Here is a 26,842-nt window from a genome sequence, read left to right as displayed (position 1 = left end):
TAAGAATATGATGCTAAATACAAAACAAAATGCTGCAATGGCTGAGGCTTTGAGCGAGCAGTTGGATGTGAAAGGCCGCAGTCTGTGGCAGGATGCGTGGCGACGCTTTCGTCGCAACAAAGCGGCCTTGGCCAGCTTGATGATTTTGAGCGTGGTCTTGCTGTTTGTGCTGATCGCACCGTTTTTATCGCCGTATGGCTACGCGCAGGCCTCGTGGGATGCGATGCAGGCTGCGCCGAACTTTGCCAATAAACATTATTTCGGTACGGATTCGATTGGCCGTGATTTGTTTGTGCGCGTTGCGGTCGGTGGACGCATTTCCTTGCTGGTCGGTTTGGCCGGCGCATTGGTTGCGGTGCTGTTCGGGACGATTTACGGTGCGGTATCAGGCTATGTCGGCGGTAAAACGGATATGGTGATGATGCGTTTTCTGGAGATTTTGAACGCGTTTCCGTTTATGTTTTTTGTGATTTTGCTGGTGACGCTGTTTGGCCGTAATCTGGTGTTTATCTTTATCGCCATCGGTTTGGTTTCGTGGCTGGACGTGGCGCGGATTGTGCGTGGGCAGACGATGAGCTTGAAACACAAGGAATTCATCGAGGCGGCGCAGGTCGGTGGCGTGAGTGGCTGGCATATTGTAACCCGCCACATCGTGCCGAATGTTTTGGGCGTGGTCGTGGTGTATGCGTCTTTGCTGGTACCGGCGATGATTCTGTTTGAATCGTTTTTGAGCTTTTTGGGCTTGGGTGTGCAGGAGCCGATGACGAGCTGGGGTGCGCTGTTGCAAGAGGGTGCGAAGAATATGCAGGTGGCGTTGTGGCAGTTGTTGTTCCCGACGGTGTTCCTCGTGGTGACCTTGTTCTGCTTTAACTTTATCGGTGACGGCCTGCGTGATGCGCTTGATCCGAAAGATCGTTGAGCTCTGATAAATAGATGAACGAATGGAGTCGATGATGAGTTTATTATCTGTGCGCGATTTGAGCGTGACGTTTCATACTGAGGACGGTGAGGTGACGGCCGTCAATGATTTGAATTTTGAATTGCTCAAGGGGCAAACCTTGGGCATCGTGGGTGAGTCCGGCTCGGGCAAGTCGCAAACGGCGTTTGCCATGATGGGTTTGTTGGCAAAAAATGGTAAGGCGAGCGGCTCGGTTAAGTTTGAAGGGCAGGAGCTGATTGGCTTGTCGGAGGCGAAACTCAATAAAGTGCGCGCGAACGAAATCGCCATGATTTTCCAAGATCCGATGACCTCGCTCAATCCGTATTTGCGTGTGGGCGATCAGTTGGATGAGGTCTTGCGCCTACACAAGGGCATGAGCAAAACCGAGGCTCGCGCCGAATCAATCCGCATGCTGGACGCGGTGAAAATCCCTGCGGCGGCCAAACGCATCAATATGTATCCGCATGAATTCTCCGGTGGGATGCGTCAGCGTGTGATGATCGCGATGGCTTTATTGTGTCGCCCGAAACTGTTGATCGCGGATGAGCCGACCACGGCCTTGGACGTGACGGTTCAGGCGCAGATTATGACGCTGCTCAATGAACTTAAGCGCGATTTTGACACCACGATTATTTTGATTACCCATGATTTGGGCGTGGTTGCGGGGATTTGTGATCAGGTTTTGGTCATGTACGCCGGTCGCACGATGGAGTACGGTAGCGTGGATGATATTTTCTACCGCCCGACGCACCCGTACAGTGTTGGCCTGCTCGGTGCAGTACCGCGCGTGGACGTGGAGTTGGAAGAGCTGCGCACCATCGCTGGTAATCCGCCGAATCTGCAAAATTTGCCGAAAGGTTGCTCGTTCCAAGAGCGTTGCGCCTTTGCCATTGACCCATGCAAAGTCAGTCCGCCGCCGTTGACGCATTTTGGTGCGCATCGTCAGCGTGCGTGTTATCAACCGATCGAAGTGGTGACCCAGACTGAAGGAGCAGGCCAATGAGCAACAACCATCAACCCTTGCTCCGTGTGAGCGATTTGCATGTGCAGTTCAAGGTTAAACCCGAGGGCGGCTGGATTTGGCAAAAACCGGATATTTTGAGCGCGGTCAACGGCGTATCGTTTGAGCTGAATGCGGGCGAAACGCTCGGTGTGGTCGGCGAATCCGGCTGCGGCAAATCGACGTTGGCGCGCGCCATTATTGGCTTGGTCAAAGCGCACTCGGGCAATATTGTCTGGCAGGGCGAAGAGCTAACAGGTCTATCGCTCAAGCAAATGCGTTTAAAACGCAAAGACATTCAAATGATTTTCCAAGACCCGCTGGCCTCGCTCAATCCGCGTATGACCATCGGTGACATCATTGCCGAGCCGTTGGAAACGTTTTATCCTGAGTTGAGCAAAGATCAGGTGGTGAACGAAGTGCGCGCGATGATGAAAAAAGTCGGCTTGCTGCCGAATATGATCAATCGCTATCCGCATGAATTCTCAGGTGGTCAGTGTCAGCGTATTGGTATTGCACGCGCGCTGATTTTGAAACCGAAAATGATTATCTGTGACGAGCCGGTGTCCGCGCTGGACGTATCGATTCAGGCGCAGGTGATTAATTTGCTCAAAGCCATTCAAAAAGAAATGGGGCTGGCGCTGATTTTCATTGCGCATGATTTATCGGTGGTCAAACACATCTCCGATCGCGTGTTGGTGATGTATCTGGGGAATGCGGTGGAATTGGGCGTGGAGCCTGCCGTTTATAGCAACCCGTCGCACCCGTACACGCAGGCGCTGATGTCTGCCGTGCCGATTCCTGATCCCGAGGCGGAGCGCGTCAAGCAGATCCAATTGCTGCAAGGTGATTTGCCGTCGCCGATACATCCGCCATCCGGCTGTGTGTTCCGCACGCGCTGCCCGATTGCCGATGACGGCTGCGCGCAGACCAAGCCAACTTTGCAAGGGCATGTTGATCATCGAATTGCGTGCTTGCGCCGTCAGGTGGAAGTGAGTGCGTGATCGGGTGATCGTTGAGCGATGTCAATGAAAGCAAAGGGAGCAAATGATTGCTCCCTTTGTTTTTTGATCGACTCACTGTCGACTCATGGTCGTGAATGAGCGATGACGGGGTAGTTCATCCGAATAATTGGTCCGACATGAAAAATAGTCCACTATTTTCTACGGGTTTTCTCCGCCGACGGTCTCTCTTCTGCATGGCAAGATGGTAAGGCAAATGGATGGATGCAGTAGGGGCAGGTTTCAAACCTGCCCCTACCCAATGATGGTGATAACTTTAGAATTTAGAACAGTCCCGAAATTCGTCCCTCGGCGTCCACGTCGATTTTCTCCGCCGCAGGCTCTTTCGGCAGACCGGGCATTTTCATGATGCTGCCGGACATGGCAACGATAAATCCTGCGCCGGCGGATACGGTCAGGTTGCTGATGTGCAGTTGAAAGCCCGTTGCGCGTCCGAGTTGGCTCGCGTCGTCGCTGAGCGAATACTGCGTTTTGGCGATGCACACGGGCAGGTGACTGAAACCAAGCGCTTCGAGTTGCGTCAATTGTTTTTTCGCCGCATTGCTCCACTCAACCCCATCCGCGCCGTAGACGCGCGTGGCGACGGCGTGTATTTTTTCGCTGATGCTGGCTGAATCGGGATAGCAAAATTGCAGGTGCTCGGCGGTTTGGGGTTGCGCGCAGAGTTTGACCACGGCGTGCGCCAAATCTTCGCCGCCCGCACCGCCTTTTTCCCACACTCGGCACACGACGACTTGCACGCCGAACGAGGCACAGGCTTGTTGCAACAGTTGCACCTCGGCATCGGTGTCGCTGGTGAAATGGTTGATGGCAACGACGACAGGAAGTTTGAATACCTGCGTCAGGTTTTCAATGTGTTTGAGCAAATTGGGCAAACCGCGTTGCAATGCGTCCAAATTTTCTTGGGTTAATTCGGTTTTCGCAACGCCGCCGTTGTATTTGAGTGCGCGAATAGTGGCGACCAACACCACGGCGTCCGGCGCCAGTCCGCTCAAGCGGCATTTGATGTCGAGGAATTTTTCCGCACCCAAATCGGCGCCAAATCCGGCTTCGGTCACGGTGTAGTCGGACAAGGACAGCGCCGCGCGCGTGGCGATGACGGAATTGCAGCCGTGCGCGATATTGGCAAACGGCCCGCCGTGTACCAGTGCGGGCGTGCCTTCGAGTGTTTGCACGAGGTTGGGCTTGATCGCGTCTTTGAGCAGGGCGGCCATGGCGCCTTCGGCGTTTAGCTGGCTCGCCGTGATCGGCTCGCCCGCGCGATTGTAGGCGACGATGATGCGTCCCAAACGCGCTTTGAGGTCGGTTAAATCGCTTGCCAGACAAAAAACCGCCATGGTTTCGCTGGCGACGGTGATGTCAAAGCCATCTTCGCGCGCGCAGCCGTCGGTTTTTTGTCCCAAGCCATTGATAATATTGCGCAATTGTCGGTCGTTCATGTCCACGGCACGGCGCCAAACGATGCGTTTCGGATCAATGTCCAAGGCATTGCCGTGGTAAATATGGTTGTCGAGCAGGGCGGCGAGTAGATTGTTTGCCGCGCCGATGGCGTGGAAATCGCCGGTGAAGTGCAGATTGATGTCCTCCATCGGGATCACCTGCGCGTAGCCGCCGCCTGCTGCGCCGCCTTTGATGCCAAACACCGGACCGAGCGACGGCTCGCGAATCGCGACCACACTGTTTTGCCCGATGCGGCGCAAGCCATCGGCCAAACCGATGGTGACGGTGGTTTTGCCTTCGCCTGCGGGCGTGGGATTGATGGCGGTGACGAGTATCAGTTTGCCTTTGCGTTGTGTGTTGGGCAGTTGGCGGATTTTGGCCTTGTTGTTGCCGTAGCGTTCGATGTCTGCTTCGCTCAATCCGACTTGCGCCGCGATGTCGCCAATGTCTCTGCCGCAGATGCTGCTGGCGATTTCAATATCTGTTTTCATTGTTATTGTCCTTGAAGTTTTTATGGGGATATTTTAATACTGAAATAGTTATTTTAAGGAGAATTTTACTCAGATTTTTCGCGGGAATACGCGCCTTTTGCATGTAAATTCGAGGATAATGGCGGGTTGATATTACAAACGAATACATCAGGAATATATGGCTTTATACACGATTAACGATGCGCAATTGGCTTACGGTCACGTCGCGCTTTTGGATCACACGGATTTTGCGCTGGAGGAGGGTGAGCGCGTTGGCCTGATCGGACGCAATGGCACGGGCAAGTCTTCTTTGCTGAAAATCATTGCCGGTTTGCAGCAGGCCGATGATGGCATTGTGGCGCGGCAGCAGGGCTTGCGCTGCACTTATGTCGAGCAGGAGCCGACGTTTGAGCCGCAGCACACGGTTTTACACGCGGTGGCCAGCGGTGCGGGCGATGCGGCGGAACTGCTGGAGCAGTACGACGCATTGACCGAGCAGTTGGGTACAGCCGAGGACACCGATGCGGTTTTGGCCGAAATGGAGCGGGTGCAAACGGCGCTGGAGGCGTGCGATGGCTGGACGCTGCATGCGCGCGTACAAACCACCTTGACGCAATTGGGCTTGGATGCGCACGCCCTGTGCGGCGCACTCTCAGGCGGGGTGCAAAAGCGTGTGGCGCTGGCGCGTGCGCTGGTGCAGAACCCCGACGTATTGCTGTTGGACGAGCCGACCAACCATTTGGACATGAGCGCGATTGCGTGGCTGGAGGATTTGTTGCGCAATTTCAAAGGCGCGGCGCTGTTCATCACGCATGATCGGGCGTTTTTGGACAATGTCGCCACGCGGATTGTCGAGCTGGATCGTGGGATTTTGCGCTCGTATCCGGGCAATTTCACCGCCTATCAAACCACCAAAGCGCAACAATTGGCCGACGAAGCGGTGGAAAACGCTAAATTTGACAAATTGCTGGCGCAGGAAGAAGTCTGGATTCGCAAGGGGGTGGAAGCCCGCCGGACGCGCTCGGTAGCACGCATTGGCCGCCTGAAGGAAATGCGCGAGCAGCGGCTCAATCGCCGCGAGCAGACGGGTAATGTGAAAATGGATGTGGCGCAGGCCGACCGTTCGGGCAAAGTGGTCGCCGAGATGGTCGATGTGTGCAAATCATTTGGCGAGGGGGCAAACCAGCGCGTGATTGTGCGCGATTTCACGGCCAACATTGTGCGCGGCGATAAAATCGGTCTGCTCGCGGGCAACGGCATGGGTAAAACTACCTTGCTGAAACTGATTTTAGGCGAACTCGCGCCCGATAGCGGCACGATCAAAAACGGCACGAATTTACAAATTGCCTATTTTGACCAAATGCGTACGCAGTTGGATTTGGAAAAAACCTTGGCCGACACCATTAGCCCCGGCTCGGATTGGGTCGAGATCAATGGCGTGCGCAAACACGTCATCGGCTATCTGGGCGACTTTTTGTTCGCGCCACAGCGCGCGCATTCGCCGGTCAAATCCTTGTCGGGTGGCGAGCGCAATCGCCTGCTGCTGGCGCGTTTGTTCGCCAAACCAGCCAATGTTTTGGTGCTGGATGAGCCGACCAATGATCTGGATATCGAGACGCTGGAACTGCTGGAAGAGTTGCTTCAGGATTACAACGGCACGTTGTTTTTGGTCTCGCATGACCGACAATTTTTGGACAATGTGGTCACAAGCGTGATCGCCGCCGAGCCGAAAGCAGGCGTATGGCGCGAGTATGTCGGCGGTTTTTACGACTGGCAGCGTCAGAGCGGCCAAAGCGTGCCGGTGGGCATTGATCAGATTTTAAACAATGCGCAGACGCCTGCTTCAGCCGAGGCCATCGTTCAGCCTGTCGCTGAATTGAAAGCGGAATCGGCAAAAAAACCAGCGCCAGCGGCCAAAGTCAAACTCAGTTACAAAGAGCAGCGCGAATTGGAGGCATTGCCTGCGCAGATTGAGGCTTTGGAAAGTGAGCAAAAAAGCATCGAGGCGCAATTGGCCGATGGCTCGGTTTTTGTTGAGGATCCCGATTTGGGTGTGCAATTGAGCACGCGACTGGGCGAGATTGAAGAGGAACTGCTCGCGGCGCTGGAACGCTGGGAAACTTTGGACAGCCGCTGGGCGTAAGCGTGGCGTAGTGCGCAGCCCGTAGAATGTGGCGCAATCAGGCTAAAACCGCTACAATACGCGCTAATCTGCGCTAATCTGCACATATAGGGCTGTTGACCCAGTCCATCGCCCCTTTTCCGTAAACGGTCGAGGGGTACAACACAACTGAGTCAGTCTGTGGATACGCGTTCAACAAATATGAAATTTTTAATGGATTCAAGAGGTTAGCCAAATGGCAGGAAGCACCTTCGGACAAATTTTTTGCGTCACCAATTTTGGCGAGTCGCACGGACCAGCGATTGGTTGCGTGATTGACGGCTGTCCTCCGGGCATGGCCTTGTCGGTTGAGGACATTCAGCCGGAGCTGGATCGCCGCCGTCCGGGGACGTCGCGCCATGTCACGCAGCGCCAAGAGCCTGATCAGGTGGAGATTTTGTCGGGTGTGTTTGAGGGCAAAACCACGGGGACGCCGATCGCCTTGCTGATTCGCAATCAAGATCAACGCAGTTCGGACTATGGCAACATCGCCGTACAGTTTCGCCCAGGACACGCTGATTATACCTATTGGCATAAATACGGCATCCGCGACTATCGTGGCGGCGGCCGCTCCTCTGCACGTTTGACCGCGCCGATGGTGGCGGCGGGCGCGGTGGCGAAAAAATGGTTGCGCGAGCAGTTCGGCACGGAGATTCGCGGCTGCATGACCGCATTGGGCGAGATTGAGATTCCCGTCAACGATTGGTCGCTCACGGGTGTTAATCCTTTCTATGCGGCGGACGATGCGATTGTGCCTGAGTTGGAAGCGTATATGGACAATTTGCGCCGTGCGGGTGATTCGGTCGGCGCGCGTTTGTTGGTGCAGGCGCGCCATGTGCCGGTCGGTTTGGGCGCGCCGCTGTTTGATAAATTGGACGCTGATATTGCCTACGCCATGATGGGCGTGAATGCGGTCAAAGGCGTGGAAATCGGCGACGGGTTTGAGGTCGTGCGCCAAAAAGGCTCGTATCATGGCGATGCAATGCCCCCGTCGGGTTTTCAGACGAATCACGCCGGTGGTATTCTCGGCGGTATTTCGTCGGGACAGCCGATTGAGGTGCATGTGGCGATTAAGCCGACTTCGAGTATTCGTCTGCCACGCGAGTCGATGGATGTGCATGGCGAAGCGGCGACGGTGGAGACTTTTGGGCGGCACGACCCGTGCGTTGGGATTCGCGCCACCCCGATTTTAGAGGCGATGCTGGCCTTGGTTTTGATGGATCACGCGCTGTTGCACCGCGCACAAAATGCCGATGTATCGGTGACAACCCCGAAACTATCATTGTTAGGAGAGAAATAATTATGCGTCATTGGAAAAAATCACTATTGGCATTGGCCGTTGCGGCGACGAGTTTGACCGGCTGTGGCACACCGCAAGAAACCACCAAAGACAATACCGTTGGCGTGAACCGTCAGCAAAAATTCTCTGTATCGAGCGAAGCGATCAATGCTGAAGCGAGCAAAGCCTATTCTCAAGTGCTGGCCGAAGCGCGCGCGAAAAGAGTGCTGGACACCAACCCTGCGATGGTGGCGCGCGTCAAACGCATCACCAATAACCTGATTGCGAAAACCCCGGCGATTCGCGCTGATGCGAAAACCTGGCCGTGGGAAATTCATGTGATCACCTTGGATGAAATGAATGCGTGGTGTATGCCGCATGGTAAAATGGTGATTTACAGCGGTTTGATTGACCAATTGAAACTGAGCGACGCTGAAATTGCGCAGGTCATGGGACACGAAATGGCGCACGCGCTGCGCGAGCACTCACGCGAGCAGGTGTCGCGTCAGCAGACCACCGGCATTATTGCGGGTGTGTTGGGCGCAGTGGGCGAAGCCTACGGTATTTCCAATGCCAGCCAAATCACCGGTTTGACCGCGGATATTGGCTTTAACTTGCCATTTAGCCGCACGCACGAAACCGAAGCCGATTTGCTCGGTATGGAGTTGGCTGCACGCGCGGGCTACAACCCGGATGCGGCGGTGACTTTGTGGAACAAAATGCAGGCGGCCAATACCGGCGGCACGATTGAATTCCTCAGCTCGCACCCTGATCCGGCTAATCGCCAAGCGATGTTGCAGGCCAATGCAGCGAAAGTACGTCCGCTGTACAACGCCGCAGTGAAGAAATAAGTTTATTTTGACCCGCATTGATCGATTTTATTTTTGACAGCAGATAGATTGTTTATGGCACAGACTTTATACGACAAACTTTGGGACATGCACGTGATTCGTCAGGAGCAGGACGGCATGGCGCTGATTTACATTGATCGCCAGCTTTTGCACGAGGTGACCAGCCCGCAGGCATTTGAAGGCTTGACGATTCACAACCGTCCCGTGTGGCGCATCAATGCCAATCTGGCGGTGTGTGACCACAACGTGCCGACGACCGAGCGTTCGCAAGGCAATGCGGGCATCACCGACCCCGTGTCGCGCCTGCAAGTCGAGACTTTGGACAAAAACTGCGATGCCTTCGGTATCACCGAGTTCAAAATCAACGACATTCGCCAAGGCATCGTACACGTCATCGGCCCTGAGCAAGGCGCGACCTTGCCGGGTATGACGATTGTTTGCGGTGACTCGCATACCTCGACGCATGGCGCGATGGGCGCATTGGCCTTCGGTATCGGTACGTCCGAGGTGGAGCATGTGTTGGCGACGCAGTCGATGATGATGAAAAAGGCCAAAAATATGCTGGTTCAGGTAGATGGCGCATTACCTGCCGGTTGTACCGCGAAAGACATTGTGTTGGCGGTTATTGGCGAAATCGGCACGGCGGGTGGCACAGGCTACACCATCGAGTTTGCCGGTTCGGCCATTCGCAGCCTGTCGATGGAAGGGCGCATGACCATATGTAATATGGCGATTGAAGCGGGCGCGCGCGCAGGCTTGGTCGCGGTCGATGATGTCACCATCAATTACATGAAAGGTCGCACTTACGCACCGCAAGGCGCGGAGTTTGAAGTGGCAGAAAAATTCTGGCGCACACTGGTGTCCGATGCCGGCGCGTCATTTGACCGTGTGGTTAAATTGCAGGCCGAGCAGTTGAAGCCGCAAGTGACTTGGGGTACTTCACCCGAGATGGTGGTGGCGGTTGACGAGTCGGTACCTGATCCTGAGTTGGAAAAAGATCCGGTCAAGCGTGATGCGATGGAGCGTGCTTTGCAGTATATGGCCTTGGCTCCGCGCACGCCGATCAACTCGATCAAGGTGGACAAGGTGTTTATCGGCTCGTGTACCAACAGCCGTATTGAAGACATGCGTTCCGCCGCGTGGGTGGTCAAACGCTTGGGTAAGAAGGTGGCGGGCAATGTCAAACAGGCATTGGTTGTGCCGGGTTCGGGTTTGGTGAAACAGCAGGCCGAGGCCGAAGGTTTGGACGTGATTTTCAAAAACGCGGGGTTTGAATGGCGTGAGCCGGGTTGCTCCATGTGTTTGGCGATGAATGCCGATCGTTTGGAAGCGGGTGAGCGTTGTGCTTCCACTTCCAATCGTAATTTCGAAGGACGACAAGGTGCGGGTGGACGCACGCATCTGGTCAGTCCGGCGATGGCGGCTGCGGCTGCGATCGAAGGGCACTTTGTGGATGTCCGCGCTTTGGCGTGATTTGAATCGAATAAAACATTCAATAGGGGGTAATGATGCGTAAATTATTAGTTTTGGCTTTGGCTTCTGTGATGCTGTTGTCGGCTTGTCATACATTCCGTGGGGCAGTTCATGGCATAGGTAAAGATACCGCGGCGGCTGGCACTTGGATTCAAGAGAAAGTACCGGCGGATCAAAATCAGCCATACGCGCAGCAGCCTGTAGAGCAGCAACCAGTACAACAATATTGATTACTTATCTGAATTTTTAACCGTAGGAGATCTCATAATGCGTAAATTATTCGCTTTATTGGCAATGAGTTTAATGGTTTTGACCGCGTGCAATACTGTTCGTGGTACAGTGAATGGCGTGGGTAAGGATACCGCCGCCGCAGGTGTTTGGATTCAAGAGAAAGTACCTGCCAATCAATAAATTTTTGATTGAATGTATATCAACTTGGCTGTGGCTCAGTGGTCTGAGCCGCAGCATTTGTATTACCTAATTATCTGAGCAGCATCTCAGCATTTCACCTCCGTTTTTTGGAAAACCCATGGATCAATTTACCTTACACACCGGCCTGATCGTGCCGCTGGATCGAGAAAACGTCGATACCGATGCGATTATCCCCAAACAGTTTTTAAAATCGATTGCGCGTACCGGCTTTGGTGAAAACCTGTTTGATGAGTGGCGCTATATGGACGTGGGACAACCCGGTCAGGATAACTCCAAACGCCCGCTCAATCCCGATTTTGTTTTGAACCAAGCACGTTACCAAGGTGCCAGCGTATTGCTCGCTCGTGATAATTTCGGTTGTGGTTCTTCGCGTGAACACGCGCCATGGGCATTGCAACAGTACGGTTTTCGTGCGGTGATTGCACCATCATTTGCTGATATTTTCTTCAACAATTGCTATAAAAATGGCTTGTTACCCATTGTTTTAAAAGAAAAAGAAGTCGATCAACTATTCGATATGACCAAAGCCCATGTGGGCTTTGAAGTCACCATTGATTTACCTGAACAAACCGTGCGTGCGGGTGACTCGGTATTTAAATTCGACATCAGCGAGTTTCGTAAATACTGCTTGGTTAATGGGTTTGACGACATCGGTTTGACCCTGCGACACGCCGATGAAATTCGCGCTTTTGAAAATCAGCACTTGATAAAATATCCGTGGTTGGCGAATGCGCGCTTAAATTCAAACAAGCTGACCTCATAAACGGGTGTCGCTTGTGTGAGACGATTCAATAGTTAGTAATAGTTCAATAGTTAATTCAATTAAGGTTCGGTTCAAAATGACTCAGCAGATTTTATTACTCCCCGGTGATGGCATCGGTCCAGAAATCATGGCGCAAGGCGTGCGCGTATTGGAACAACTCAAAGCCGATGGCTTGGACATTAGCTGGGATAGCGCGCTGATTGGCGGCTGTGCGGTGGATGCAACCGGTGTGCCGTTGCCGCAAGAGACTTTGGATAAAGCATTGGCGGCAGATGCGGTGTTACTCGCCGCTGTTGGCGGCCCGCAATACGACGTGCTGCCACGCGAACAACGCCCTGAGCGCGGCTTGTTGGCAATTCGCAAGGCGATGAATGTATTTTCTAATCTGCGTCCGGCGCTGGTTTACCCTGAGTTGGTCGCTGCATCCACCCTGAAACCCGAAGTGGTGTCCGGTTTGGACATCATCATCGTGCGTGAATTGGTCGGCGATATTTACTTTGGCGAGCCGCGTGGTATTGAAGTGCGCAATGGCGAACGCGTTGGTTTTAACACCATGATTTACAGCGAATCCGAAATTCGCCGTATCGCCCACAGCGCATTTAAAACCGCACAAAAGCGCAGCAAAAAACTGTGCTCGGTGGACAAAATGAACGTGTTGGAAAGCACCCAATTGTGGCGTGACGTCATGATTGAAGTAGCAGCGGAATATCCCGACGTTGAACTGAGCCACATGTTGGTGGACAACGCCGCCATGCAACTGATTCGCAATCCGAAGCAGTTTGACGTGATGGTTACCGGCAATATCTTTGGCGACATTCTGTCCGACGCAGCGTCCATGTTGACCGGCTCGATCGGTATGCTGCCATCCGCCTCACTGGATGCGAATGGTAAAGGCCTGTACGAACCGATTCATGGCTCTGCACCGGATATCGCGGGCAAAAATCTGGCCAATCCATTGGCAATGATCTTGTCCATCGCCATGATGTTGCGTCACAGCTTGGGTCAAACACAGGCTGCTGATCGCGTTGATGCCGCTGTGCGTGCGGTATTGGCACAAGGCTATCGTACCGGTGACATCATGACCGAAGGTGGTCGTAAAGTCAGTACGGTCGAGATGGGTGATGCGGTTTTGGCGGCATTGTCGCTTAATCAATGAAACAATCAAATGGTGGAGCAAAGCAGATCGTGCGATTGAAGCAATATTTAGCATTATTAGGGGTTCTACCATTGGCCTTGGGGACGACGGGATGTATGATCCCCGTTCCCATCCCAGCGTCCATCAAAGTCCCCGAATTTTCCCTTCGTACAGGTTCGGGTCCGGGAGGCATTAGCTCGGTCGCGGACCAAGAGCGTGCGCGAAATGCCCGACTACTATTAGAAGAAGATGAAAAGCTGCAGGCGCAACGTTTGGAGGCACTGCGCTTAGAGGAGCAGCTTCAGGCTCGTCGTCTGGAGATGCAACAGTTGGAAGATCAGCTGCAAGAACAAAAACAACAAGCCCTGCGCAATCCTAAAGCGTCAGGAACACCGGCTACCTCGGTTGCTGATGCACGACGCATTGAGCAACAAAATGCAGAAACAGCCCGATTAAGTGCACAGCTATCCGAAGCACAGAAAAAATTGGAAGAGCAGCGTATTGCGATGCAAAAACTCGAATCAGAACGATTCGAGCTACAAAAGCGCGCGAGCGAAGCCTCTGACCCTCAGCGTCAAGAAACTCAAGCGCAAGAAAATCAACGTTTAGAAAGCCAGCAACAAGCAGTGGCGCAGTTGGAAAAACAACTGCAGGAAGCGCAACAAAAACTGGAAATCCAGCGTTTAGAAGCGCAAAAAACCGAATCTGAGCGTTTACAAGCGCAAAGGCAAGAGACCGAACAACTCAATGCCCAGTTACAAGCAGCACAGAGAAAGCTGGAAGAGCAGCGCTTGGCCATGCAAAAGTTAGAAACCGAGCGGCTGAATGCGCGTGACAAAGATACGGAAACGCAAGCGCAAAAGCTCGAAGCCCAACGTTTAGAAGGCCAACAACAAGCGGTAGAGCAGTTGACTGCACAGTTACAGGAAGCGCAACGCAAGCTGCAGGGGCAGCAGGTGGATGCGCAATCGCTTGAAGCGCAAAAACGTGAAACCGATCAGCTCAATGCTCAGTTGGCGCAAGCGCAGAAAAAACTGGAAGAACAGCGAGTGGAAGCCGAACGTCTGAAATCTGAACGTTTGGCAGCACAGCAGCGTGAAGCCGAGATTCAAAATCAGCGTTTGACTGCACAACAGCAAGAAGCGCAGCGCTTGGAAGCGCAAAGTCAGGCAGTTGCCCAGCTGGAGCAACAGCTCAAGGATACACAGAACAAACTGCAAGCGCAGCAAGTGGACGCACAAACGCTCGAAGCACAAAAGCGTGAGACCGATCAATTGAACGCTCAGTTAGCACAAGCCCAGAAAAAACTGGAAGAACAGCGTGCGGAAGCCGAGCGTTTGAAAGCCGAGCGCCTTGCCGTACAACAGCGTGAAGCCGAGATTCAAAATCAGCGTTTGACCGCACAGCAGCAAGAAGCGCAGCGCTTGGAAGCGCAAAGTCAGGCGGTTGCTCAACTGGAACAACAGCTCAAAGATACGCAGACCAAGCTGCAAGCACAGCAAGTGGATGCACAAACGCTCGAAGCACAGAAACGCGAAACCGAGCAGTTGAACGCACGTTTGGCTGAAGCTCAGAAAAAATTGGAAGAGCAGCGCCTGGAGGCTGAGCGTTTAAAAGCTGAACGTTTGGCGGTACAACAACGCGAAGCCGAGGTTCAAAATCAGCGTTTGATCGCGCAGCAGCAAGAAGCGCAGCGTCTGGAAGAACAACGCCAATCGGTTGCTCAATTGGAACAGCAGCTGCAAGAAACACAACGCAAATTGCAAGTACAGCAGGTGAGCGCACAATCGCTCGAAGTCCAAAAACGTGAAACGGAACGGCTCAACGCACAGTTGGCTGAGGCGCAAAAGACATTGGAAGAACAGCGTGCAGAAGCGGAGCGTCTAAAAGCCGAACGTCTGGCCGTTCAGCAGCGAGAAGCAGAGATTCAAAATCAACGATTGGCCGCGCAGCAGCAGGAGGCGCAACGATTAGAAGCGCAGCGTCAATCCGTGGCCAATTTGGAACAACAATTGCAAGAGACGCAACGCAAATTGCAGGCTCAGCAAGTGGATGCTCAATCGCTTGAAGCGCAAAAGCGTGAAACCGAGCAGTTGAACGCGCGTTTGGCCGAAGCGCAGAAAAAACTGGAAGAGCAACGGGCAGAAGCCGAACGTTTGAAAGCCGAGCAGCAAGCAACGCGCCAAACAGAGACGCAGCGTTTGGAAGCTCAGAGACAGGAACTGTTGCGCCAAGAAGCTCAGCGTTTAGAAGCCCAGCGACAAGAAGTGGCCAAATTAGAGCAACAGCTTCAGGATACGCAACATAAATTGCAGGTTCAGCAGGTTGATACGCAATCGCTGGAGGCTCAAAAGCGTGCGACGGATCAGCTCAATGCGCAGCTACAGGAAGCGCAGAGAAAGTTACAAGAGCAACGAGCGGAAGCCGAGCGCCTGAAAGCCGAACAACAAGCAGCTCAGCAAAGAGAAGCAGAGCGCTTGGAAGCGCAGCGACAAGAACTTTTGCGTCAAGAGGCCCAACGCTTGGAAGCGCAAAAACGCGAAACCGCTCAATTGGAAGCACAACTGCTAGAAGCGCAGAAAAAGTTAGAGGCGCAACGACTTGAATCGGAACGTCTCGCCGCTCAGACTCGAGACAGCGAAACAACCAGAGAACCAACGGCGCAAACGCCACAAGTGACTGTGCCGACGCCGGATGTTCAACAGTTAGAGGCGCGTTTGGCTGCGCAGCGGGCAGAATCTCAAACGCTGCAAGCGAAATTAGAGGCTCAGCGCGTAGAAATTCAGCGTATGGAAGAGCGTCGATTAGCGGTTCAGAATATCAAGATTGGTGAAAATGTTGCTGGCGGTGAAAAATTTGCTGAACAGCGTCGCAGAGCCGAAGCGCAAATCATGCAAATTGAAGTGCAGAAGCGAAGAGAAGCACAGCAGCAGTTGGAAATCCAGCGTATGGAAGAACGGGTGAAACAACTGGAAATGAAGCGTTTGGAAGCCCAAATTCTTGAAGGTAAAGCTTCGAGTGTGAATCAACAACAATCTTGGGCAAAATATGCTTATTCAGACGAATTGATTTCAGGAATTGCCGATTGGGCGGTAAAATTACACCAATTGGGCGGAATGGCGCGACTGGAAACTGAATCGCGTGCCTGCTACGAAAACTCGGGCAATCGTTATCGTTGTCTGTATTTTGATTTGGCGGCGCGACGAATTGGGGCGGTTCGCACCGGCTCGGCCAATTCGGGTGCAAACCCGTATTTTGATGATGCGAATTTTGGCTATCGTTTGACCACGGTATTTAAACTGGATGGCTTTGATGATGCGGCGGTCAATTCGTTCTTACGCGCGGAAACAGCGCGGATGAATGTGTTTGTCGTACAGAAAATCAATATGGACGGATTTGTTAACTGATTATTTTTAATGATTTTATTGGGTGTTTATTGGAGTAAATGATGCAAAGAGTGGGATTAGTGGGTTGGCGTGGTATGGTCGGTTCGGTTCTGATGGATCGCATGGTGGCGGAAAATGATTTCGCACATTTTGAACCGGTTTTTTTCAGCACGAGCAATGCGGGCGGTGCAGCACCAACGATTGCGAAGTCGGATGGCGTATTGCATGACGGTAACAGTGTTGATGAATTGAAGACCTGCGATATTATTTTGACCTGCCAAGGCGGCGACTACACCAACGAGATTTTCCCTAAATTGCGCGCAGCGGGTTGGAATGGCTACTGGATTGATGCAGCCTCAAGCCTGCGTATGGCCGATGATGCGATCATTGTTTTGGATCCGGTGAATATGCCGGTAATTACCGATGGTTTGAACAAGGGCGTGAAAAACTACATCGGTGGCAACTGTACCGTCAGCTTGATGATGATGGCTTTGGACGGTCTGTTCAAAGCGGATTTGATTGACTGGATGACCTCGATGACGTATCAGGCGGCTTCGGGTGGTGGCGCGGCGAATATGCGCGAGTTGGTGAGTCAAATGGGCTTGCTCAATGGCGAAGTGGCTGATTTATTGGCGGATCCGCGTTCATCTATTTTGGAAATCGATCGCAAAATCTCTGCAAAAATGCGCGAGACCGACTACCCGGCGCAGCATTTCGGTGTACCATTGGCCGGCAGCTTGATTCCGTGGATTGACAAAGATTTGGGCAATGGCCAATCAAAAGAAGAGTGGAAGGGCTCCGCCGAGACCAACAAAATCTTGGGTAAAGCCGAGGGTCAAGCGGGCTTTATCAATGTCGAAGGCTTGTGCGTGCGTGTGGGCGCAATGCGCTGCCACAGCCAAGCATTGACCATCAAATTGAAAAAAGACGTGCCGTTGGATGAAATCAACGATATGTTGGCCAAAGCCAATGACTGGGTCAAAGTCGTGCCGAACGAGCGTACCGCTTCCATGCAGGATTTGACGCCAACCGCCGTAACCGGCACATTGACCGTACCGGTCGGACGTTTGCGCAAAATGGCAATGGGCGGTGAGTATTTGTCCGCATTTACCGTCGGTGATCAATTGTTGTGGGGCGCGGCAGAGCCGTTGCGCCGCGTATTGCGCATTATTTTGGCGCAAGCGTAATTAAAAAAGGATGTCTATGTCACAGCCAAGCACACACCACTTATTCAAAACAGTACCGTTTGCACAGTCACGCCGCGCATTGCGCAGAGCGTGGGTAGCGATTGCACTGGGTGCGGTGTGTGGCTTGGCAAGCGTGACGGTTAACGCCAAACCGATGAGTGAATCGGCGATTCAATCGCGCACGGTTCGCTCCGATGAGGCGGGCGTGGTGTTGCAAACGCGTCGTGGCGACTCGTTGCGCACGATTGCGCAGTATTATTCGGTTAAAAATAATATTCCGTTTAAACAAGCCTTGGAAGTCTTAACACAGACCAACCAAGCACAATTTCCCGGCGGTGACCCCGATCGAATGCAGGTGGGCGCGCAAATTGTCCTGCCCAAACAAGGCACTGCTGCCAGTGAAAGCAGCAAGCCTGAGCCGACGGTAGCTGCGAGTTCAGCGAATGAAACAACGACAGCATCTTCGGCCGGTGCTGCGGCCGACGCCACTCAAGCCGCGATTGTTCCTGCTGCGCCTGTGGCTCCAACGCCAAGTGCATCGCCGCCTCAAACGGAGCAGACCGTATCCACGCAAGTGGCGACGACCGCTGCTCAGGGCGGCATGGCCCAGCTCAAAGCATGGTTCTTGCGTGTGCCTAAATCTTTGTGGCTGGTGATCATTCCGGCATTGTTATTGAGTGCGTTTGTCTGGTTGATGATGCGCGGTTCGCGTCAGGGTAAAGATGATGCTGCAACGGATGATCTGACAGCAAACGAAGCTACAGAGAAAGTCGCTCCATCCACGGTAGCACCGGTTCAAGCGGAGCAAGTGGCTCAGGCGATGGATCAAACATCCGCGCAAATCGTACCAGAAGCGCCAGAAGCGGCGCTTTCAGAACGCGCGGATTCCGATAAGCCGATTTCCAATGAAACTGTGGATTCGTGGCTCGATGGTTCAGAAACACCGACTCAGGTCGTTGTCGAATCCGTTCAATCCGCCGACGCTGAGCGTCCTACTGTCACTGCAGTACCCGCTGCCGTTCAACCACCGGTGATCGTTGAATCGCTTCCTGCGCAAGCAGAAGCAAGCGCACAAGCGGACAGCGTAAAAACAGCTGAAACGGTGACTCAAACAAATCACGTGGCAGCACAAGAAAAAACATTAAGCGCAGAGGTGGCAGATGAGCGGGTGGATGTGAAGCCGGAAGCCGCGCAGGAGATCGAACTTCGCTTCAAACAAGCTTTGCACGGTTTGACGCCGGAGAAACTGGATTTGCGCAGTACCAGCGCCAGCAAAGTGCAGTTCGATACGCCTGCCGCAGCCGTTGCGCCGACCATGCCTGCTGTGCCGGTGACTGTAGCAGCAACGATGCTGAATACAACGCAAACGACCGCGACAGCCGCACCAAGTGATTCTGGCGGCTCAGGTTTGAATGTCAATCACTTGCTGCGCCAGTATGCCAACCATACGGCGGAAAAATCGGGGCAGGCCGTGAATTACTACGCATTGGCCGAGCGCACCCGTTTGCAAAAATGGATGAGCGCCCAGTCGATGGATGATTTGCTCGATCACGCGCAAAAAGCCTACGCACAGGCCTATCCGAATGTGGCGCATCATATTTTGAACGAAGTGATTTTACGTGGCAATGCGGCGCAAAGCACGCAGGCTTTGGATCTACGCAATCAATGGCATATCCAATATTTGCGTCAGCAGGCGCAAGAGAGCCGAGGTCATTGATGCCGCGCATTGCTTTGGGTGTGCAATACGACGGGCGCGCGTTTCAAGGATGGCAATCACAAAGCCACGGTCTAACGGTTCAAGACCATTTACAAACCGCATTACACCAATTCGCCAACCAAACCATAGCCGTACAATGCGCCGGTCGCACCGATACCGGTGTCCATGCGTTGGGACAGGTGGTGCATTTTGACGTACCGTTTGAGCGCGATACACACGCATGGGTGCGCGGGGTCAACGCATTTTTGCCCGAAACCATTGCCGTGCGCTGGGCGCGGGTGGTTGAGCCGGTGTTTCATGCGCGCTTTGATGCGTATCAGCGCACCTATCATTACCTGATTTACAATCATGCGGTGCGCTCGCCGATTTGGGCAGGGCGCGCGGGTTGGTATCATCATGCATTGGACGTGGAGAAAATGCACGCAGCGGCGCAGGTGTTGGTTGGTGAGCATGACTTTTCCGCGTTTCGCGCGGCAGAGTGTCAGGCCAAATCGCCGGTGAAAACCTTGCATCAGATCAGCGTTCAGCGCTACGGTGATGCAGTGTTGCTACGCATCACGGCCAATGCTTTTTTGCACCACATGGTGCGCAATTTGGTCGGTAGTTTGGTGTATATTGGGGCGGGCAAACAGCCGACGGATTGGCTGGCATTTTTATTGCAACAAAAAGACCGCAAACTGTCCGCGCCGACATTTTCGCCTGCGGGGCTGTATCTGTCGGCGATTCACTATCCCGAACACTATCAATTACCTACGCCGTGTGATGACTTTGCGCAGGCCTTAGGCTTAAATTAATTTTCAAAAAAATCATGCGAACCCGAGTGAAATTCTGCGGTTTTACCCGCGAACAGGATGTGCAGCAGGCTGTGGCGCTGGGCGCGGATGCGCTCGGTTTCGTGCTGTATGAAAAAAGCCCGCGCTATGTCACGCCCGAACGCGTGGCGCAGTTGTGCGCGTCGGTACCTGCATTTGTCTCGACGATCGCGCTGTTCGTCAATGCCGAAGAGGCGCAGATTCAAGCTGTATTGCACCAAGCGCCCATACAGTTTGTGCAGTTGCATGGTGATGAATCGTTTGCTTTTGCCGTACACTTACAACAGACGCTCCATATACCGGTGATCAAAGCCGTGCGTGTCAATGCCCAAACCGATTGGGCGGAAATTGCGCGTCACATAGATCAATTGGCCGGTGTATTGTTGGATTCGGACAGCGCGGGTTATGGCGGGTCAGGACATGGTTTTGATTGGCACAGCATTCCGGAAGAACTGCGTGGGCGTATCATTTTGAGCGGTGGTTTGAGCGTGGACAGTGTGGGTGAAGCGATGGCACAGATTGCACCGTATGCGGTGGATGTCTCATCCGGCATTGAACTGTCTAAGGGCGTGAAATCCGCAGATAAAATGCGTGCGTTTATGCAGCAAGTGTTGCACCATTAAAGATAAACAGTAGAGGAAACAATGAGTTACAACTATCCTGACGACAAAGGACATTTTGGTATTTATGGTGGGCGTTTCGCTTCGGAAACGCTGATTCCGGCGCTGGATGAGTTGAATGAGGCGTATCGCACCATCGTGCCATCGGCTGAGTTTCAACAAGAGTTCGCGTATGAGCTCAAGCACTTCGTCGGTCGTCCGTCACCCATTTATCATGCCAAGCGCTTGTCAGAGGAAAATGGTGGCGCGCAGATTTACCTCAAGCGTGAGGACTTGAACCATACCGGCGCACACAAAATTAACAACGTGATTGGCCAGGCGCTGCTCGCTCGCCATATGGGCAAACCGCGCGTGATTGCCGAGACCGGTGCGGGACAGCACGGTGTGGCCACCGCGACCATTTGCGCGCGTTTTGGTCTGCAATGCGACGTGTATCAAGGCGCAGAGGACGTGGCGCGTCAGGCGGCGAACGTTTATCGCATGAAATTACTGGGCGCGAACGTGATTGCGGTCGAATCCGGCTCACGCACACTCAAAGACGCGCTGAATGAAGCCATGCGCGACTGGGCGACCAACGTCGAAAATACGTTTTACATCATCGGTACGGTCGCGGGACCGCATCCGTATCCGGCGATGGTGCGCGATTTTCAGCGTGTGATTGGTGATGAGTGTCTGACACAAATACCCGAAATGCTGGGCGGCGATCGCCAGCCGGACGCGGTTGTGGCGTGCGTCGGTGGTGGCTCGAATGCGATGGGCATTTTTTATCCCTACATTCCATTTGACGCCGTCAAGTTGTACGGCGTCGAAGCCGCAGGCGACGGCATTGACAGCGAACGCCACGCGGCGTCGTTGCAAAAAGGCTCGCCCGGCGTACTGCACGGTAACCGCACTTATGTACTGCAAGACAAAAACGGTCAAGTCATTGAAACACACTCAATTTCTGCCGGTTTGGATTATCCGGGCGTGGGGCCGGAACATGCGTGGCTCAAGGATTCAGGGCGCGCCGAGTATGTGCCAATCAGTGATGCGGAAGCATTGGCCGCATTTCACACGCTGTGCCGCGTCGAGGGCATCATTCCTGCGCTCGAATCCTCGCACGCCGTGGCGTATGGCATGAAACTGGCGAAAACCATGTCGCCCGATCAAGTGGTGTTGGTCAATTTATCGGGGCGTGGCGACAAAGACATGCACACGGTCGCGGAGAAAAGCGGTTTAACACTCTGATTTTTGAGCGACAGTTCATCCCTTTGATTTTTGTGGTTAATTTTGTGGTTTAATGGCAGCACATATTTATAAACAATATAGGAGATGACGATGAACCGACTCAAATTGAGCTGGATGGCATGGGTGGCAGCGTTGTTGATGACGAGCCTGTCGGGGTGTGCGACCTATATGGCCAGTCAATCGACGGAAACCACCACCAAAATCACCAAAACCTTGGCTTATGAAGATGCGATTTTGGGCATGGGGCAGCCGACGGGTGAAAATATCAGCGCGGAAGCGCGCAACTTTCTCGCGCTGATTGGCGAAAAACAAACCTATTTGCTCACCGAGGGCGCGGATGAAATCAAAGCCATCGTGAAAAATTTGGATGGTCGTTTGATCGGCGTGAATCAAGATCAGCCGAAGATCAATATGCTGGTACAGCAGGACAGCAGCGAGATTCAGAGTGTGCGCGGCGATGTGACGATCACCTACAACAAGGCGGCTGATCGCTTGACCGAGCAAGAGCGCAAAACCCTGACAGAGCTGAAATTTATATTGTCAGAGGATAAGCAGTCTTATTGGCGCTCCTTGCACATTCAAGGCGTGGTTTATCCGCCTGTGAAAAACTTAGCGGCGATTGCTTCGCAATTTAAGCAAACCCGACCGGTGCAGTTTTATAAAACCGAGTACAAACAAAACCACAATCCGCTGCGCGTGATATTGCTGCCGCTGGGGGTGGCGTTTGATGTGGTGACTGCGCCGATTCAAATACCGTTTTGGTACTTTAGTTTGAAGGATATGAAGTTCATGTAAGGCATGATGTATCTGTAAAAAGGCGAGCTATACAACTCACTCCAGATTGCTGACGAACCCTCTGTCTTGCAATTTGTCGCAAAATCTAAGAAAAATGCCGTTATACCCGCAAAACAAACGAAGTGCAGTTTCTGCAAAGCGGGTATCCAGAAATTTTAATAAAAACATTTAGTTAGAAGTCACTATCTGGATTCCCGCTAAAATCATGCGGGAAAACGAGCGTAGCGAAGTTTCGATAAAACAAGCGTAGCGCAGTTTCGCGGAACGCAATGACAGAGTTTTGTTTAGGCGTATGTGCCACTTTCTCAACAATCTGGGCGAGCTATATAGCTCGCTCTTTTTATAGGTAAAACGATTTATTCGCTCGGTGCATCCCCCATGGCGGTCGAAATTTCTCGTGCGGCTTCGCGCAGTACATCGAGCCATGTTTCTTGCATCAAATGGGCAGGGGAGGAAATGGACAGTCCGGCGATGACTTGGTGTGCGTCGTCGTAGATCGCGGCGGCCATGCACGATACGCCGATTTCCAGCTCCTCATGATCGCGTGCGGTTTGGGTTTTGCGCACGTTTTCCAGCTCTTTGTTGAGCTTTTCCAATGAGTTGATGCTGTTGGGTGTATTGCCTTTGAGTTGGGTGCGTTTGGCGTAGTCCAGCAGGGCGGCTTTGTCGTAGGTGGAGAGAAACAGTTTGCCGGTTGAGGTTAAATGCAGAGGTGCATGACCGCCAATGGCGCGCACGACTTGCATACCGGAGTGCTCGGAGAAGGCACGCTCGATGTAGACGATTTCGTCGTTTTGGCGAATCGAGAGGTTGATGGTTTGGCCGATTTTTTGTTGTAGCCGGCGCATGATTGGTAGGGCAATGGAGCGCACGTTCAGCCGTGCTTTCACCAGATTACCCAGTTCGAGCAGGCGCATACCGAGTTGGTAGTGCCCCGAGCTGGGGCGATGCACGATGCGTGCCAGTACCAGATCGTTCAAAATCCGATGTGTGGTGGAGATATTCAGTTTCGATTGCTCGGCGAGGAATTTGAGAGAGAGCGGTTGGTTGTACCTCGCCAGAATATTGAGCAAATCGTTGGTGCGCTCCAGTACCTGTATGGTTGGGCGTACGATTTCGGCTTGGGGTGTATCAGTATTGGGCGTTTTCATAGTAGTCTAACTGCTGAATCAGGCGTAAATAAAATTCGTAGCGAATCGGTGAAATCTCACCGTGCTCAAGGGCATGGATGATCGCGCAGGCCGGTTCGTGCACATGGGTGCAGTTGTGGAATTTGCACTGGCCGATCCGTGGTGCAAATTCGGGCATGGCGTGTTGAATCTGCGAGAGCGAAAATTGCGCCATGCCGAATTGTTCAAAGCCGGGCGAGTCGATGATCTGCGTGGCGTGACCATTCAATTCGCAGTCAAATAGCCGCGAAAAGGTGGTGGTGTGTTTGCCGGTGTTGAGTACGTTGGAAATCTCGCGTGTGCGTAAATTGGCCGAGGGGATCAGGACATTGATGAGTGAGGATTTGCCCATACCGCTTTGCCCCATGAACAGTGTGGTTTGACCCGCGAGCGCGGGGATGAGTTCGTTCTGTAGGCTGTTTTCTTGGTTGGCCGAAACTTCAATCACGCGGTAGCCGAGCGATTGGTATAACGCCAGCCGTTCACGCGCGAAGGGCAGCAATTCGGCCACGTCGATTTTGTTCAACACGATCAATGCTTCAATGTCAGCCACATGCGCGCAGATCAGCGCGCGCCCGAGCAGCTCCTCGGAGAATCCCGGCTCGGTGGCGCAGATGATGGCGACTTGGTCGATGTTCGCCGCGAGGTTTTTCTGTTTGTTAAATTCCGAGCGGTAGAACAAATTGCGTCGCTCGTGGACTTTCTCAATCGCGCCTTGCGCCGGTGTGCTGCTGGTGTTGGTCAGCGTGACCTGCACCACATCGCCGACCGCGTAGCCTTGCTTTTTGCCGCGTGCGACCAGTTGCACCCACTGCGGCTGCTCATCGTCGGTGCGCGAGTCGTTCAGCAGGCCGAGATATTGATGACCGTAATTGGCGACGATGCGAACGAGGGTGGTGGTTTTACTCATGATGCACACCCGATTGTTTGCTGATTTCGGATTGTAAATGCGCCACACGAATCACCGCCGGCGGGTGGCTGTCATAAAAGCGCGAATACCATGGATCGGTGCCGACGAAACTGGCATTGTCGTGGTACATAGCTACCAGCGCGTCGATCAAATCTTGGCCGTTGCTGTTTTTGACCGCAAATGCGTCGGCTTCAAACTCATCCTTGCGCGATTGCAGCGAAAAAATCGGCGTAAAAATGAACAGAAATACCGGCAGTACCAGACTGAACAGCAGCAGGCCAACGGCGAATAAATGCGTCGGTTGTTGTGCCAATGAGTCGAGCAGGGCAAAATCATCCGAGACACCCAAGCCCGCGTAAAACCACATTTTATCAACCAAAAATCCGAGCAGGGCAAAGCCGCCCAAACTCAGTGGCAGCATCCACGCCATGCGTTTGAGAATATGTTTGTGGTGAAAATGCCCCAGCTCGTGCGCCAGCACTGCCTCGATTTGCGGCTCGGTCAACTGCGCCAGCAGCGTGTCAAAAAACACAATGCGCTTGTTGCGACCAAAGCCGGTGAAATACGCATTGCCATGACCCGAACGGCGTGAGCCGTCCATCACAAACATCCCATTCGAGGAAAAGCCGCAACGCTGAAGCAATGCCTCCAAGCGGGTTTTCAATTCGCCATCGGGCAGCGGCGTGAATTGGTTAAACAGCGGGGCGATCAGCGTCGGATACAGCCACAGCATCAGCACGTTAAACCCCAAGAACAGCGCCCATGCCCAAAACCACCACGTGTCAGGAAAGAGACGCATGAACGCCAATACCGCATACAACAAAGGAATGCCCAAAATCGCCGAGAGCACGGTATTTTTAAGCAAATCCATCAACCACATACCGCGCGTCATTCGGTTAAAACCAAAAGACTGCTCGACGTAAAATTGATCGACATACGCCAGCGGCAGCTCAAACAGCGAACCAATCAGACTGAACAACACCAGCAATACCACGCCAAAATGCAAAGGATGCGAGGTCAAATGCTGAACCACGGCGGACAAACTCGCGATCCCACCGCCCAGAGTCCAGATCAGCAACACCGAAGTGCTGATAAACAAGCCCAATCGCGCCAAACGCAGTTTCACAAACGCGTAGCGAGCGGATTTTTGATGCGCCTCCAAATCAATGCGGCGGTCAAACGGGGGCGGTACTTGATGTTGATGCGCCATGATGAAACGAATTTGCCGCATATTCAGCCACAATTTCAGCGTAAAATACAGCACCAGCGCGGCGACGAACGCCAGCATCAACAACAACTCAGCTTGTTTGAATACAGCCATCATAAAAAATAAACCCTCAATTTTTCGGATTATGAAAGACCAGCGAATTATGACAGAAACCAGCCCCATTGCACAAGCGACAAATCCCGCAGAGATCAGTACGCGTGACGACGACCGACTGGTTTGGCTTGACATGGAAATGACCGGCCTCAACCCTTTATCCGACCGCATTATCGAGCTGGCCATTGTCATCACCGACAAAAACCTCAACACCATCGCCGAAGCACCGGTCTGGGTCATCCACCAAGCCGACGAAGTGCTCAACGGCATGGACGCATGGAATCAAAAAACCCACGGCAACTCAGGCCTGATCGACAAAGTGCGCGCCTCCACGCTGACCGAAGCACAGGTCGAGCAAGCGGCATTGGAATTTATCAAACGCTACATCGGCCCGAGCAAATCACCGATGTGCGGGAACTCAATCGGCCAAGACCGCCGGTTCATGGCCAACTACATGCCGACGCTCGAAAAATACTTTCACTACCGCAATCTCGACGTCTCCACACTCAAAGAACTCGCGCGCCGCTGGTATCCGCGTGTGTACGACGGCTATAAAAAACAAACGCGCCACACCGCGCTGGCCGATGTGTACGAGTCGATTGATGAGCTGAAATACTATCGGGAAACGATTTTGGTTAAGTAGTTGTAATGTTCAAAATTTTTTGAGTTAAGAGAGACATGACAAGGATGGGCTTTGCTCATTTGATAGCATTGATTCTCTACTGTCCATAG

The 26,842-nt window shown here is 53.1% G+C and carries 23 protein-coding genes; 19 read left to right on the top strand and 4 right to left on the bottom strand.

Going from position 1 to position 26,842, the window contains the following annotated elements; translation table 11 throughout:
• Positions 1 to 7: 7 nt before the first annotated feature.
• From oppC to oppF, 3 genes are read left to right on the top strand one after another with little or no spacing between them, the layout of a single operon-like run.
• Positions 8 to 919 (top strand): oligopeptide ABC transporter permease OppC, encoded by a 912-nt coding sequence (oppC, locus tag ACZ41M_RS04560; protein WP_464730103.1) that lies wholly within the window; start codon positions 8 to 10, stop codon positions 917 to 919.
• Positions 920 to 953: 34 nt separating this feature from the next.
• Positions 954 to 1,943, top strand: coding sequence for an oligopeptide ABC transporter ATP-binding protein OppD (gene oppD / locus ACZ41M_RS04555; RefSeq protein ID WP_464730104.1), 990 nt, complete (start codon positions 954 to 956; stop codon positions 1,941 to 1,943).
• Positions 1,940 to 2,944, top strand: coding sequence for a murein tripeptide/oligopeptide ABC transporter ATP binding protein OppF (oppF, locus tag ACZ41M_RS04550; protein WP_464730105.1), 1,005 nt, complete (start codon positions 1,940 to 1,942; stop codon positions 2,942 to 2,944). Before oppD ends, oppF begins: the two co-directional genes overlap by 4 nt.
• A 281-nt stretch (positions 2,945 to 3,225) precedes the next feature.
• Here the strand turns inward: oppF and ACZ41M_RS04545 are convergent, their stop codons facing one another.
• Entirely contained in the window at positions 3,226 to 4,893 is a 1,668-nt protein-coding gene (locus ACZ41M_RS04545) for a formate--tetrahydrofolate ligase (protein WP_464730106.1), read from the bottom strand.
• Positions 4,894 to 5,050: 157 nt separating this feature from the next.
• On the opposite strand from ACZ41M_RS04545, the gene ACZ41M_RS04540 reads away from it, so the two are divergent.
• The 15 genes from ACZ41M_RS04540 to ACZ41M_RS04470 all read left to right on the top strand — a co-directional run bounded on the left by ACZ41M_RS04540 (position 5,051) and on the right by ACZ41M_RS04470 (position 22,710).
• Positions 5,051 to 7,015, top strand: coding sequence for an ATP-binding cassette domain-containing protein (locus ACZ41M_RS04540; RefSeq protein ID WP_464730107.1), 1,965 nt, complete (start codon positions 5,051 to 5,053; stop codon positions 7,013 to 7,015).
• A gap of 214 nt (positions 7,016 to 7,229) precedes the next feature.
• Complete coding sequence (aroC, locus tag ACZ41M_RS04535; protein WP_464730108.1) at positions 7,230 to 8,333, top strand: chorismate synthase; 1,104 nt, start codon at positions 7,230 to 7,232, stop codon at positions 8,331 to 8,333.
• 2 nt (positions 8,334 to 8,335) lie between these two features.
• The gene (locus tag ACZ41M_RS04530; RefSeq protein WP_464730109.1) at positions 8,336 to 9,163 is read left to right on the top strand and encodes a M48 family metallopeptidase; all 828 of its coding nucleotides are present in this window, start codon (positions 8,336 to 8,338) and stop codon (positions 9,161 to 9,163) included.
• 54 nt (positions 9,164 to 9,217) lie between these two features.
• Positions 9,218 to 10,636, top strand: a complete 1,419-nt coding sequence (gene leuC, locus ACZ41M_RS04525; RefSeq protein WP_464730110.1) for a 3-isopropylmalate dehydratase large subunit — start codon at positions 9,218 to 9,220, stop codon at positions 10,634 to 10,636.
• A gap of 35 nt (positions 10,637 to 10,671) precedes the next feature.
• Positions 10,672 to 10,866 (top strand): hypothetical protein, encoded by a 195-nt coding sequence (locus ACZ41M_RS04520; RefSeq protein WP_464730111.1) that lies wholly within the window; start codon positions 10,672 to 10,674, stop codon positions 10,864 to 10,866.
• Between the two features lie 37 nt (positions 10,867 to 10,903).
• Positions 10,904 to 11,047: a hypothetical protein gene (locus tag ACZ41M_RS04515; protein WP_464730112.1), complete on the top strand. Its 144-nt coding sequence runs from the start codon at positions 10,904 to 10,906 to the stop codon at positions 11,045 to 11,047.
• A gap of 118 nt (positions 11,048 to 11,165) precedes the next feature.
• Positions 11,166 to 11,831 (top strand): 3-isopropylmalate dehydratase small subunit, encoded by a 666-nt coding sequence (gene leuD / locus ACZ41M_RS04510; RefSeq protein WP_464730113.1) that lies wholly within the window; start codon positions 11,166 to 11,168, stop codon positions 11,829 to 11,831.
• 76 nt (positions 11,832 to 11,907) lie between these two features.
• Positions 11,908 to 12,987 carry a 3-isopropylmalate dehydrogenase gene (leuB, locus tag ACZ41M_RS04505; RefSeq protein WP_464730114.1) on the top strand — a complete coding sequence of 360 codons (1,080 nt, stop codon included), beginning with the start codon at positions 11,908 to 11,910 and terminating at the stop codon, positions 12,985 to 12,987.
• A gap of 35 nt (positions 12,988 to 13,022) precedes the next feature.
• A complete protein-coding gene (locus tag ACZ41M_RS04500; RefSeq protein ID WP_464730115.1) occupies positions 13,023 to 16,373 on the top strand; it encodes a coiled-coil domain-containing protein in 3,351 nt (1,116 codons plus the stop codon).
• A gap of 41 nt (positions 16,374 to 16,414) precedes the next feature.
• A complete protein-coding gene (gene asd / locus ACZ41M_RS04495; RefSeq protein ID WP_464732120.1) occupies positions 16,415 to 17,539 on the top strand; it encodes an aspartate-semialdehyde dehydrogenase in 1,125 nt (374 codons plus the stop codon).
• Positions 17,540 to 17,555: 16 nt separating this feature from the next.
• On the top strand, positions 17,556 to 19,256 hold the full coding sequence (locus ACZ41M_RS04490; RefSeq protein WP_464730116.1) for a hypothetical protein: 1,701 nt from the start codon (positions 17,556 to 17,558) through the stop codon (positions 19,254 to 19,256).
• Positions 19,256 to 20,050 carry a tRNA pseudouridine(38-40) synthase TruA gene (gene truA, locus ACZ41M_RS04485; protein ID WP_464730117.1) on the top strand — a complete coding sequence of 265 codons (795 nt, stop codon included), beginning with the start codon at positions 19,256 to 19,258 and terminating at the stop codon, positions 20,048 to 20,050. Before ACZ41M_RS04490 ends, truA begins: the two co-directional genes overlap by 1 nt.
• A 14-nt stretch (positions 20,051 to 20,064) precedes the next feature.
• Positions 20,065 to 20,691, top strand: a complete 627-nt coding sequence (locus tag ACZ41M_RS04480; protein ID WP_464730118.1) for a phosphoribosylanthranilate isomerase — start codon at positions 20,065 to 20,067, stop codon at positions 20,689 to 20,691.
• A gap of 21 nt (positions 20,692 to 20,712) precedes the next feature.
• Positions 20,713 to 21,915, top strand: a complete 1,203-nt coding sequence (gene trpB, locus ACZ41M_RS04475) for a tryptophan synthase subunit beta (protein ID WP_464730119.1) — start codon at positions 20,713 to 20,715, stop codon at positions 21,913 to 21,915.
• A 90-nt stretch (positions 21,916 to 22,005) separates the two neighbouring features.
• On the top strand, positions 22,006 to 22,710 hold the full coding sequence (locus ACZ41M_RS04470; protein WP_464730120.1) for a YidX family protein: 705 nt from the start codon (positions 22,006 to 22,008) through the stop codon (positions 22,708 to 22,710).
• A 356-nt stretch (positions 22,711 to 23,066) separates the two neighbouring features.
• Here the strand turns inward: ACZ41M_RS04470 and ACZ41M_RS04465 are convergent, their stop codons facing one another.
• From ACZ41M_RS04465 to ACZ41M_RS04455, 3 genes are read right to left on the bottom strand one after another with little or no spacing between them, the layout of a single operon-like run.
• The gene (locus tag ACZ41M_RS04465; RefSeq protein ID WP_464730121.1) at positions 23,067 to 23,861 is read right to left on the bottom strand and encodes an IclR family transcriptional regulator; all 795 of its coding nucleotides are present in this window, start codon (positions 23,859 to 23,861) and stop codon (positions 23,067 to 23,069) included.
• Positions 23,842 to 24,789 carry a ribosome small subunit-dependent GTPase A gene (gene rsgA, locus ACZ41M_RS04460; RefSeq protein WP_464730122.1) on the bottom strand — a complete coding sequence of 316 codons (948 nt, stop codon included), beginning with the start codon at positions 24,787 to 24,789 and terminating at the stop codon, positions 23,842 to 23,844. The genes ACZ41M_RS04465 and rsgA overlap by 20 nt, the downstream gene beginning before the upstream one ends.
• Positions 24,782 to 26,113, bottom strand: a complete 1,332-nt coding sequence (locus ACZ41M_RS04455; protein ID WP_464730123.1) for a M48 family metallopeptidase — start codon at positions 26,111 to 26,113, stop codon at positions 24,782 to 24,784. The genes rsgA and ACZ41M_RS04455 overlap by 8 nt, the downstream gene beginning before the upstream one ends.
• A 46-nt stretch (positions 26,114 to 26,159) precedes the next feature.
• Between ACZ41M_RS04455 and orn the strand changes: the two genes are divergently transcribed.
• Complete coding sequence (gene orn / locus ACZ41M_RS04450; protein ID WP_464730124.1) at positions 26,160 to 26,753, top strand: oligoribonuclease; 594 nt, start codon at positions 26,160 to 26,162, stop codon at positions 26,751 to 26,753.
• Positions 26,754 to 26,842: the final 89 nt, after the last annotated feature.

Source organism: Puribacter membranae, assembly GCF_055380425.1.
This window is presented reverse-complemented; position numbering and strand designations above follow the sequence as displayed.

Bases quoted from the DNA above. Each gene is read 5' to 3' on its own strand.
- oppC (WP_464730103.1), top strand. From the start codon at position 8: ATGATGCTAAATACAAAACAAAATGCTGCAATGGCTGAGGCTTTGAGC.
- oppD (WP_464730104.1), top strand. From the start codon at position 954: ATGAGTTTATTATCTGTGCGCGATTTGAGCGTGACGTTTCATACTGAG.
- oppF (WP_464730105.1), top strand. From the start codon at position 1,940: ATGAGCAACAACCATCAACCCTTGCTCCGTGTGAGCGATTTGCATGTG.
- ACZ41M_RS04545 (WP_464730106.1), bottom strand. From the start codon at position 4,893: ATGAAAACAGATATTGAAATCGCCAGCAGCATCTGCGGCAGAGACATT.
- ACZ41M_RS04540 (WP_464730107.1), top strand. From the start codon at position 5,051: ATGGCTTTATACACGATTAACGATGCGCAATTGGCTTACGGTCACGTC.
- aroC (WP_464730108.1), top strand. From the start codon at position 7,230: ATGGCAGGAAGCACCTTCGGACAAATTTTTTGCGTCACCAATTTTGGC.
- ACZ41M_RS04530 (WP_464730109.1), top strand. From the start codon at position 8,336: ATGCGTCATTGGAAAAAATCACTATTGGCATTGGCCGTTGCGGCGACG.
- leuC (WP_464730110.1), top strand. From the start codon at position 9,218: ATGGCACAGACTTTATACGACAAACTTTGGGACATGCACGTGATTCGT.
- ACZ41M_RS04520 (WP_464730111.1), top strand. From the start codon at position 10,672: ATGCGTAAATTATTAGTTTTGGCTTTGGCTTCTGTGATGCTGTTGTCG.
- ACZ41M_RS04515 (WP_464730112.1), top strand. From the start codon at position 10,904: ATGCGTAAATTATTCGCTTTATTGGCAATGAGTTTAATGGTTTTGACC.
- leuD (WP_464730113.1), top strand. From the start codon at position 11,166: ATGGATCAATTTACCTTACACACCGGCCTGATCGTGCCGCTGGATCGA.
- leuB (WP_464730114.1), top strand. From the start codon at position 11,908: ATGACTCAGCAGATTTTATTACTCCCCGGTGATGGCATCGGTCCAGAA.
- asd (WP_464732120.1), top strand. From the start codon at position 16,415: ATGCAAAGAGTGGGATTAGTGGGTTGGCGTGGTATGGTCGGTTCGGTT.
- ACZ41M_RS04490 (WP_464730116.1), top strand. From the start codon at position 17,556: ATGTCACAGCCAAGCACACACCACTTATTCAAAACAGTACCGTTTGCA.
- truA (WP_464730117.1), top strand. From the start codon at position 19,256: ATGCCGCGCATTGCTTTGGGTGTGCAATACGACGGGCGCGCGTTTCAA.
- ACZ41M_RS04480 (WP_464730118.1), top strand. From the start codon at position 20,065: ATGCGAACCCGAGTGAAATTCTGCGGTTTTACCCGCGAACAGGATGTG.
- trpB (WP_464730119.1), top strand. From the start codon at position 20,713: ATGAGTTACAACTATCCTGACGACAAAGGACATTTTGGTATTTATGGT.
- ACZ41M_RS04470 (WP_464730120.1), top strand. From the start codon at position 22,006: ATGAACCGACTCAAATTGAGCTGGATGGCATGGGTGGCAGCGTTGTTG.
- ACZ41M_RS04465 (WP_464730121.1), bottom strand. From the start codon at position 23,861: ATGAAAACGCCCAATACTGATACACCCCAAGCCGAAATCGTACGCCCA.
- rsgA (WP_464730122.1), bottom strand. From the start codon at position 24,789: ATGAGTAAAACCACCACCCTCGTTCGCATCGTCGCCAATTACGGTCAT.
- ACZ41M_RS04455 (WP_464730123.1), bottom strand. From the start codon at position 26,113: ATGATGGCTGTATTCAAACAAGCTGAGTTGTTGTTGATGCTGGCGTTC.
- orn (WP_464730124.1), top strand. From the start codon at position 26,160: ATGACAGAAACCAGCCCCATTGCACAAGCGACAAATCCCGCAGAGATC.